8 protein-coding genes are annotated in these 9,739 nt (G+C 53.9%); all 8 read left to right on the top strand.

Annotation, left to right across the window (positions count from 1 at the left end):
* The first annotated feature begins 213 nt into the window (after positions 1–213).
* The 8 genes from ACI2KG_RS09010 (at position 214) to ACI2KG_RS09045 (ending at position 9,195) form a co-directional block, all read left to right on the top strand.
* Positions 214–852 carry a TnsA endonuclease N-terminal domain-containing protein gene (locus ACI2KG_RS09010; protein WP_011953077.1) on the top strand — a complete coding sequence of 213 codons (639 nt, stop codon included), beginning with the start codon at positions 214–216 and terminating at the stop codon, positions 850–852.
* On the top strand, positions 833–2,791 hold the full coding sequence (locus ACI2KG_RS09015) for a DDE-type integrase/transposase/recombinase (RefSeq protein ID WP_016497347.1): 1,959 nt from the start codon (positions 833–835) through the stop codon (positions 2,789–2,791). Before ACI2KG_RS09010 ends, ACI2KG_RS09015 begins: the two co-directional genes overlap by 20 nt.
* Positions 2,788–3,747, top strand: a complete 960-nt coding sequence (locus ACI2KG_RS09020; protein WP_010951429.1) for a TniB family NTP-binding protein — start codon at positions 2,788–2,790, stop codon at positions 3,745–3,747. The genes ACI2KG_RS09015 and ACI2KG_RS09020 overlap by 4 nt, the downstream gene beginning before the upstream one ends.
* A gap of 75 nt (positions 3,748–3,822) precedes the next feature.
* A complete protein-coding gene (locus ACI2KG_RS09025; protein ID WP_010951430.1) occupies positions 3,823–5,739 on the top strand; it encodes a TniQ family protein in 1,917 nt (638 codons plus the stop codon).
* A 56-nt stretch (positions 5,740–5,795) separates the two neighbouring features.
* Entirely contained in the window at positions 5,796–6,155 is a 360-nt protein-coding gene (locus tag ACI2KG_RS09030; protein WP_010951431.1) for a histone-like nucleoid-structuring protein, MvaT/MvaU family, read from the top strand.
* Positions 6,156–6,800: 645 nt separating this feature from the next.
* A complete protein-coding gene (locus ACI2KG_RS09035; protein ID WP_010951432.1) occupies positions 6,801–7,643 on the top strand; it encodes a TIGR04255 family protein in 843 nt (280 codons plus the stop codon).
* Positions 7,640–8,323: a transcriptional regulator gene (locus ACI2KG_RS09040; RefSeq protein ID WP_126404318.1), complete on the top strand. Its 684-nt coding sequence runs from the start codon at positions 7,640–7,642 to the stop codon at positions 8,321–8,323. Before ACI2KG_RS09035 ends, ACI2KG_RS09040 begins: the two co-directional genes overlap by 4 nt.
* Positions 8,324–8,325: 2 nt before the next feature.
* Positions 8,326–9,195: a hypothetical protein gene (locus ACI2KG_RS09045; protein ID WP_016497350.1), complete on the top strand. Its 870-nt coding sequence runs from the start codon at positions 8,326–8,328 to the stop codon at positions 9,193–9,195.
* The last annotated feature ends 544 nt before the right edge of the window (positions 9,196–9,739 follow it).

The following is a 9,739-nucleotide window of genomic DNA, read 5'->3' on the forward strand; positions in this document are numbered from 1 at the left end:
GACTGACCGCGCTTAGCGAAGCAGACTTGCGTCCTCAGAACCCGCAATGTCTGCTTTTTCGAAGCGACTGTCAATCCTCTCCCATTTTTTCGACCTTAGCGAGGTTACTCGACGGCACAGTGTTGCCTGTCGAAAGGCCTCACTTCGCCCGCCCTGCGCCTTGATTTTTTGGCGCAGCGTCGGCGCTCGTTTCGAGATTTTCGGAGGTGTTTCATGACAGTACGAAAGGTGGTCACGCGGCGGTCCAACCATTACCGCGGCTACTTCCCATCGCTCAAAAATAAAAAGCCTGTGCCCTGGGAGTCCCAGCTCGAAGGCGCTCTTTTTCGGCTTCTTGAGCTGTCTCCTGCGGTCATCGGCTACGTCCCGCAGCCCAGTGAGGAACGTGTTCCATCGCTCCAGGGCTACTTCAAATATTACCCAGACGTACAGGTTTTCCTCGCGGATGGGCGCGAGTGGTGGTTTGAAGTGAAGCCTCACGACCGACTGAAGATTGCCAGCGTCAGGCAGCGACTGGATGCCGCTGAGCGCTACTTCAACGCCACTGCCCGTAACTTTTCGGTGATCACTGAAAAGTTAATTGAAGCTGAACCCCTGGCTACCAATCTTAGAAGGCTGATGTATCACCGGCGCGGTCCAGAGCTTTCGCATCAGGCGTTGGAGGAGGTAATGGCGACCTTCAACGAATGGCCGCCTATGACCGTTGCAGATCTGCTCTACGTGGTTGGTGAGGGGAAAGCCTGGCGCTTGTTAGGCCTTGGGGTGGTGGGCATTGACCTTGATAGGTCAATTGACACTGACTCCCCGGTCTTCCTGCAAGGGGGGCACCGTCATGCAAACCTTTTCCCTTAGGGTGAAATTGGTCGTCATCGTTCGTGGCGTACTGATGGTGCTTGAGAAGAGGCTTATTGACCGGAAGCTGCTCTTTTTCGATGAGCTTGGTGAGCCCACGAAGCTATCCGAGAAGGAGTTCTATGAGGCCTACGAGAAGCGCGAGATCGAGATCTCCGCTGATCAGCCATACCTTGGGAAGGTTCCGTATGTGCGGAACGTCCCTCCAGATATTTCATGCTTCCCCAAAAAACATGGAGATGAGGCATTGCGTCGACGCAAGTATCTGGACGACCTAACTAAGCGCGGTAAATACAAGCTACCGGGTGACGAAGACATGATCAAGAAACTTAGAGATATCGCCAAAAAGATTGGGGATGCGTGCGCACCCTCGGTTTCCACTATTCGACGTTGGGCAGCCAAATACATTGGCCAGAACGTAGTAAAGCTTATCCCTCAGCATGCCAAAAAGGGTCGGGCTGCCGCGATACAGGGAGAGCTCGAAGTTATTCTTGAAGGGGTGATTAATAAAACCTACCTGCAGGATACGATTCCAGCGGTCAGCGTGGTCGTTTCAGAATTCGAAGATCAGATAAAAGAGAGGAACAAAAGTCGTTTGCCTTCGGATCAGCTCAAGATCCCAAGCGGAATGACTGTCCGAAGGTACATCGCCAAGCTGGATCCGTACCTTGTGGATAAGGAGAGGCTCGGAAAACACGCAGCAGACAAGAAGCACCGTGTTGCGGCGGGTGTCCTACGTGTCCATGAGATTTTGGAACGTTGGGAAATTGATCACACCTTGTTGGACGTCCAGCTTGTGGATGAAACCTCGGGGCTGTGCATTGGGCGCCCCTATCTGACGATCGTCCTCGACCGCTTCTCTCGAATGGTGATGGGATATTTGCTCCACCTGTCGGCGCCAAATACGGAAACCGTGCTTCGTGTGATCGAACGCTCAATCCGTCCAAAAGCCGAATTGCTGAAGCGCTTTCCGAAAGTGAGAAATGAATGGTGGGCACGTGGGCTGCCGGCTCGAATAGTCCCAGACAACGCAGCGGAATTTCACGCGGGCGATCTCATCATGGGATTCAACGAGTTGGGTATCGAGATCATGTATCCCGCTTCAAGGGCCCCTCAAAGGAAAGGTGCCGTCGAACGCTTTTTCAGCACACAGAACCTGGGGCTTATCCACAACCTCCCGGGTACCACCTTCTCGAATATCCAGCAGCGTGGCGATTACGACTCGGAGAAGAATGCATGTTTCACGCTCCCTCAATTGGAGGCGGTGGTAGTGAAATGGATCGTCGATGGTTACCACCAGACTCCTCATCGGGGGCTGGACAACAGAACACCGGCTCAAGTCTGGGGGACTAGCGAGGCGAACCATGTCATCAGCCTTCCCGTCGACCTGGACTCGTTGGAGTGCATTCTGGCCAAGCGGGCCTCGGTGAAGGTTCACCATTACGGCATCGAGGTTGCCAAAGTGGGCTACCACTCTACGGAACTTGCTGAGCTCCGTATGCGTTTGGCAGACGGAGAAAAGGTAAACGTCCGCTATCGAGACGAAGCCGGGCACGTTTGGGTTCACGACCGCTTCAGAAACTTGTTCTTCAAAGTGCCCGCCAAAGATGAGCGAATGGCCGGTAAGAGCAGGGAGGTGTGGAAGGCTGCCGAGAAAGCGCTGCGAGAAAAATATAATGAGCAGCCTAGCTTCGAGGCTACGCACAGGTGCTACCAGGAAATTATGGAAGATGCAGACGAGGCCCGCCGTTCGCAGACGCTCAGAAAACGACGCGCAGCTGCCATAGCGAAAATCGACAAGGAGGGTCGAGTGACCGAAAGCACGCCTCCACCCAAGGTACTCGCTGAAGTGGAATGGACCGGTGACTCTATTCCTAACATTCCGCCAGCAGCCTTCAAGGTCTCGGTTCGTCGCCCTGCTGGGAGTTCTAAGCCATGAACGCCATCAATCTGTACGAATGCTACGAGCATGGTGAATACAGCTTTACGCTCCGCGATCGTTTTATTCACAGCCCTCAAGTCGAGCGAGCGTTGACGCGACTAGGCGATATCCACGGCGATAGTCGGCGTACCAGAGCAAGTAAAGGGTTGCTGATCCAAGGTCCAAGCGGAGTGGGCAAGAGCACATTGGTCAAGGAGTACATTCGGTCATTGGAGGAATTGGAGAGCCATGACCCACAGAAGCGGACAGTTCTGTTCGTCGAGATGCCTTCGTCTCCAACCAAAAAGAACCTGGCAGCAGCCATTTTGGCAGAGCTGAAGGATCCCTTCGCAGAGGCACGAGGACATTCGGCAGAGGTTAAATTTGCGCGAGTAGTCCTGCTGCTGAAGAACCTTGGCGTGGAGATGTTGGTCCTCGATGAGGCGCAGCACCTGGTCGATTATCGTCGTAATGGTGCGTATGAGGCAGCAGACTGGATCAAGAGTCTGATGAATGAAACCAGTATCGCGTTTGTTCTGATTGGGCTGAAGCGCACCGAAAATCTCCTGCTAGCAAACGAGCAACTGCGACGCAGGTTTTCGGCCACGGTGGCATACGATCGCTTCACCTTCTCCGCTAATACGTCTCTTCATTTCGTGATGTTGTTGCAGGCAATCGAGGGCGAACTGCCTGTTCAAACCATCAGTTTTGTAGAGCCAGCGATGATTAAACGCTTCTACCTGGCTTCCTATGGATTGATCGACTACCTCATCAAGATTGTGGACAGGGCTGTTTGGCTGGTTCAAGTCCAGGACCTTGTCGGGATTGAACTTCCTGTGCTGGCCCAGGCTTTTGAAGACGAGGTTTGGAGCTACGCCACCGAGGATCGAAACCCCTTCAGTGCGAGCTTCAATTTCCAGCCTCTGTTCGGGAAGCGGGAGCCGTTTGAGACGTTCGAAGAGAGCAGTACCTGACGGCCAAGGGCCGGGCTTATCGGCCCGGCTCTACTCCCCTGATTTTTATGTCTTCGATTTCATGGATGTGTAGGAATGTTTGGTCTTTTAATCAACCCACGACCACACCAAGACGAAAGTCTTTTGGGGTACCTGCAGCGCCTGGCGAAAGCCAACGGATTACCCAGAAAGGAACTGCTCACCGCCTTTGCACGAGCCGACGAGACCGATGTTGCGGACTGGCTGCAGATGATGGAAGGACCACTGAGCTGGCCTGCGGTATCTGCTGAGTTTCGTGATCCAAGGCCCAAGGGGGTCAAGTTATGGACGACTCATCACGCTCGTTACTGTCCGATCTGTTTGGGCGAAGCCGGTTATTGGAGAGAAAGCTGGGGCTTGACCCTGGTTACGACGTGTTCTGTCCACGGCACTGAACTCCACGGGCGGTGCCCCAACTGTCTGAAGGAAACCGATCCAAGCGCAATGAGTGCGAATAGTTGCCAAGCGTGTGGCACCTCATTGAGTGGGACCAATTTTGAGATCGCGCCGGCGAGTGATACGGCCGCCTGGCTCACCTCTGGCTTTGAAGATAGGTTTTACGCCGACTCGTTGCCAGCTGACGCGGGATTGGCGGCCCTCACCTACGAACAGTTTCACGAGTTGTCATCGCGTCTCGCTGTCAGAAGTTTGCCTACGGAAAGAACCCAGCCGCTGAAGGTTGCTGATTCGGGTTCGCTAGAGATATCGCGGCTTATGGCAAACGCGGCGGGCGTGGTTCTCATGAACTGGCCTCTCGCATTCAGAGAACTGCTGAGTGGCCTCAAGGCAGTCCATTCCGATAACGAACATTGGACGCTCAGCAGATCGTTCGGCCCGATATACCACGACATCCACCGTGATCTGGATGACTCTTGTTTTGACTTTCTTCGTCGAGAGTTCGAATCATTTCTGCAGCATGCGTGGGAAGCACCGTTAGCGAAGCGAAATCGCAATTTGAGTGAGGAGACGATTGAGAGACATCGTTGGGTGTCGTTCGATTCTGCTGCTGAAGCTTGTGGTCTCGGGGTATCAGTCATAAAACGCCTTCATCAGGAGGGACAAATCGCCTATCGGGAGAAGGTCCATGAAGATCGAGTCTTTACGGTCGTGGACCTGGATCATTTGAAGGCAATCTCGCAGCATCTCCAGGGCGTGGCTGATATGAAAGAAACCTCGACTTTGCTAAGCCTCTGTCGCAATCGGGTTAGGCAGCTGCTAGCTGGTGGTACCCTCCAGTTCTTTGGTGGAGAACCGCGCCCAGGCGAAAGGTGGCTGATTGACTGCCGCTCGATCAACGAATTGATTGATGAGAAGCTGCCTACCAGCTCTGACCAGAGCCTGGTGTCGATCAACTACTTGGCCAAGCATTCTCTGCCCAAGGGGGGTGGGTTGGTCGAGTTGGTTCAGGCAATACGTGCAGGTGAACTTCGCGCTTACGGCCCAGCTGAGAATGGCTCGGTTGCGGTAGGGGCGTGGTTACTCAAGCCGCAAGATTTTGCAGCGTGGCAACAAGCCCGAGCTGAGAACAAGAGTCCGGTCTTTCCCGGCCTGTCGGTAGTCAAGGCTGCTGCGCTGTTAGGCGTCAAAGAACAATGCGCATACGCGTTCGTTCGACTGGGTCTGCTATGGAGCACTGCTGTCGAACGAGGCCGGCGTACGCAATTGATGGTTAAGCCTCAAGCCATCGACAGATTCAGGCGTGGCTATATCTTGGGACCGGAGATTGCGGTGTATTTGGGGAAGTCGACCAGGGAGGCGTTCAAGCACCTTTGGGAGGCCAGGTTTCGCCCCGTTGCGGGGCCATCCATTCCAAACGCGGCTTGCCGGCAGTACGTTTGGGTAAGAAGCAAAAAGCTGATCGATTACCTCGCAAGTGAAGCCGCCCAGATCGACGATCCTGAAGCCATCACGTTTTTATCCACACCGATCGCTCAGCCTCGTGATTGCCGATTCAGGCATGTGGGATCAAGATAGTTAGCACGCTTTCTTTCTTGATTGCTAAAATCATCGAACCCATTTTGGAGAATCTTATGTCCCGTCTCGCTGAATTCCGCCTGCTCGAACAACAGCTCGCAGCCCAACTGGCGGAGCTGGAAGCGCTGAAAAATGACTCTGCCCTGAAGCAGGAAATGGAATTTGAAACGAAGCTGCGCAGTTTGCTCAACGAGTATGGCTACGGCCTGCGCCAAGTGGTGCTGATCCTCGATCCGCAAGCGGTGGCTTCCACTGATATGGCCCCAAAAACCTCTCGGAAACCACGCGAAGTAAAGGTCTACAAGAATCCACACAGCGGAGAGGTTGTTGAGACCAAGGGTGGTAATCAGCGTACGCTTAAGGCCTGGAAAAACGAGTATGGCGCTGAGGTAGTCGAGTCTTGGCTCGCCAATTGATTGCACTGCAGGCGGCTTCTGGCACGAGATGAATCGTGGTGCGCCCCGAATGCAAATTCCCATTCTGGGGCGTGACGAAATTTTCTGCGGGTGGTGGTGACACACAGTTTATGCGCATTAAATAGAGGTCCACTTCAAAAAATGGACTCTCCAAAATGCGGAATGCTCTCGTCTCAATCTCAGTGAACACCATCGCAAGCCTCCTGACTGCGCTTGTGCTTCACTGGATCACCCGTCCTCTTTCCGACCTCTCCATTCAGCCAATCACGGCCTCAAACTCTGGATCCAAGAGCTCTTCGTGCTCTTCGTAGATGAGAAATCTGGACCAGACAGCACGTTTCTGAACCACCCCATCAGAGCAAGCGTTCCCCTGGATTGAGCTATCTGGTGACGATTCGTTGAGTTTCTTCTCACTGCTAGGAAGAGCTCTGATTAAAAATTCGTGCTTCCTCAGAGGCTTAGCGATGGTGTCTGTAGAGGCTTTTCTGGAATGACGAGTAAGCTCCTGATGGAGGCGTTTTCTGCACTCCATCCCTCACGGGGACCGCTTGTCAAATCGAAAGGCCCTGCTATACAGTTCTTGTCAAAGGATTTGTCAAATGATGTAGAATCCGGTCCCTCGTTGGGCGCGGTGGAGGAGTTAACATGTCAGAACGCGAAGGGGTCTTAGCAAGGGCGCCGCTTATCTATGCGTTGAGCGTAATCAGATTTGCCCCGATTCTTAAGCTGCCAAAGCTGATCCCAGACATTCAGCACACGATCCGTCAGAGCCTCCCGGGCTTCTTCCAGATGGTCAAGGGCGTGCCGCCTGGGGTGATGCACAGCGGAGAACCGAATTCTTGGGCGTTCCTTAATCGGGATGCTGACTACGCGTGCGTGCTGGCCATGGATCACATGATCCTGCAAAGCACAAATTATCTTCATTTTGATAACCACTTAGCGCTTTTCCGTGAGTGCATTGAGGCGCTGGTAGGGCAAGCAGGTGCATTGGATATCACCGCTATCGGGATGCGGTACGTCGATAAAATTGAACCAGCTGAAGGTGAGACCCTAGCCGACTACCTTCCGGAAGCCATGCTCCCACTTAAATGCGATGAGCTAGCGGCGCATGGGAAAGTCCCCAAGGAGCAGCTTGGAATCTCTACTACCACCTACCATCTAGATCCGGAGTATCTGCACATCAGATGCTGGCGGCAGACTGGTATGTGGATACCGGAAGATTTGGTCGAGCCGGCCATGGTTTTCGAAATTGCTAAGCAATCGAGGAATTCATCCAAGCATGGTGCTCCTCTGCAAGGTGCATTTGTGCCTGTTAGCGAAAATGGTGCTCTTCTCGATACGGATGCGCATTGGCCGCTGCAGTTAGCCGAACGACTGGGAACCGAGGAGATCTGCACGAGACTCGACGGTTTGCATAAGACTGCTAACTTTGCTTTTAGGACAGTCGCGAAAGATCATGCCTTTGAGGTTTGGGGGAAGGCGAAATGACTACAGCAATGAATGGGCAATGGATTGATCCTACCGGGGCTGCTGTAAGCAGATCTTCTACTTGGGAAAACCCTGAAATTGCTCCGCGTGTAGGTAGCACGACAGCAAACCCTGTATTGGCGATTGCTTTCACAGCGATGCTGGCCGTTTCGGTAGTAGTCGCTCCTGGGACTGCCTCCCTGCCCTATCCACAACTTATCGGCTCAGCAGGCATGAGCTTTCATGGCGTGCATGCTGGTGCCTGGACCGAGGTGGACACCAGCCAGGATGCCAATGTTACCGAAGACGTAGCGCCGGCCTTAATCGAGGAGCTTAGGAGCGACTTCAAGTTGTCAGATAGCTCCATCGCGCAGATCTTCAACGTGTCTCGTCAGACCGTGTACAATTGGCGGACTGGAAAAACCGCCACTGGTTTTCCCGAGAGGCTTGCGGCTTTAACTGAGGCGTTGCGCCAAGTTAACGCCGAAGAAGCGCAGTATCTGCATCGGGTGCTTTTCTATCCAACCGCCGATGGCCGCCTGATTCAGGATGCGCTTTCGGATGAAGCGTGGAATCGAAATGGCGCTAAAGGTGTGTACGGAATGGTTGCGGAGTTGGCTGGCAAGGCGCAGCAGCTACGTGATAGGGACCTCAAAACCATCGCCAGGTTAGAAAAATCGGGCGGTTCGAATTTGGTTTGATTATGGCTGATACACCTGAGCAAGAGATCGTAAGTGCCATTAGCGCTGCTGGTTGGCTGCAAGGAGATACCGTCTCAGGTGACGCCTTGATTGAACACATATCCGAGGAGGTCCTGAAAGGCCAATTCGAGGGGGTGGCTCCAGCTTATTGGATGTTGGCCTCCCATTCCTGCACGGTGCATGCACGCAACCTTTGTGATGCGCCGTGGATAGAGTGGATTGCCGTTAAGGTAAAGAAAAAGGCCTTTGATAAGCAGCTGCACGCCCTCAATCCACGTACGCTGCACCTGCAGCACGCGGAAAAGCAGGTTTTGGAGCTCAAGATTCACAAGCGTGTGTGGACCAAGAGAGCCGTGCTTCCGACGCTCCACCGAAATCCGGTAATCACGCTGAGCGAAGAAAACGGTCAGTATTTCTCATACTGGATGTCCCACCATTACAACCGTATTGCGATGCCGGACGAGTTGGTCAACCGCCTGAAGGCAGACCAAGGTGACGACGGCATGAAGGGCATCGCCGTGCTTGTCGACGATTTCCTCCATCAGAACAACCAATTTTTCGCTAGTGCTTGGGTTTCCTTCAACCCCAAGGGCGAGATTCGCGACCCGGCTGAGCCCTACGAGGTGGTGTTCCGGTTTTTGACCAAACGAGAGCACGCCAGGCGCGCAAATGAGCTGCACGACCAGCTGAATGAATTGCTCGGGGTGGCCAGAAATCTCAACGATGGGCTGTACTTCGGTGGAGCAGACGTCACGGTGCTCCAAGACTTTACCATGCTCGATGCGGAAGACTTCGTGCGGTACAACCTTCACGACTGGCTCAGTGTTGGGGATACCGATGAAGATGAAGAAGGTGCCGATGATGCTGACTGAGCTGCTATCGGCCTCCCCTTTAGGATCTGGGTTTGACCTTAGCTGACCGGCTGCTCTACAAACCAATTGATTTTCTCCGGAGCCGGTGTCACTGTCGCTCCAAGAATAGCCCCCACGCCTCGGGCAGGTCCCAGACCTGTACTGCGCACCAGGGGGTTAGTTGTTTCTAGGGCCCGCCCAGGTCGATCAGGCATGCTTTGGGCGGGCCTCAAACCAGTGGGTGACCACCAAAAGGGTCAGTTAGGCCTACTGCTGCCTATCCTCGCTCGTTACCATCCAGAGACCCTCTATTGATACGGTTTCAGCAAAGATGGATGTCTATAAGGTCCGCATCGAAGACACAGAAAGCAAGATCATCGACAAGGAAGGTTTCGAGGCCGAGACCTTCCGCAGAGATCCATGGTACCAGCCTGGAAGTGCCGGCAAGCTAGCTCAGTTTGCTGTATGCCCGTAAGCGTCCGGCGAACTCACCTTGCGTAAGTCAGGCCGGCACCCACTGATGCGGCAGCAACTGTCCGATCTCACTGGCCCGTTGGGTCGGCAG

This window comes from Pseudomonas sp. NPDC089407, from assembly GCF_044900445.1.
GTDB lineage: Bacteria > Pseudomonadota > Gammaproteobacteria > Pseudomonadales > Pseudomonadaceae > Aquipseudomonas.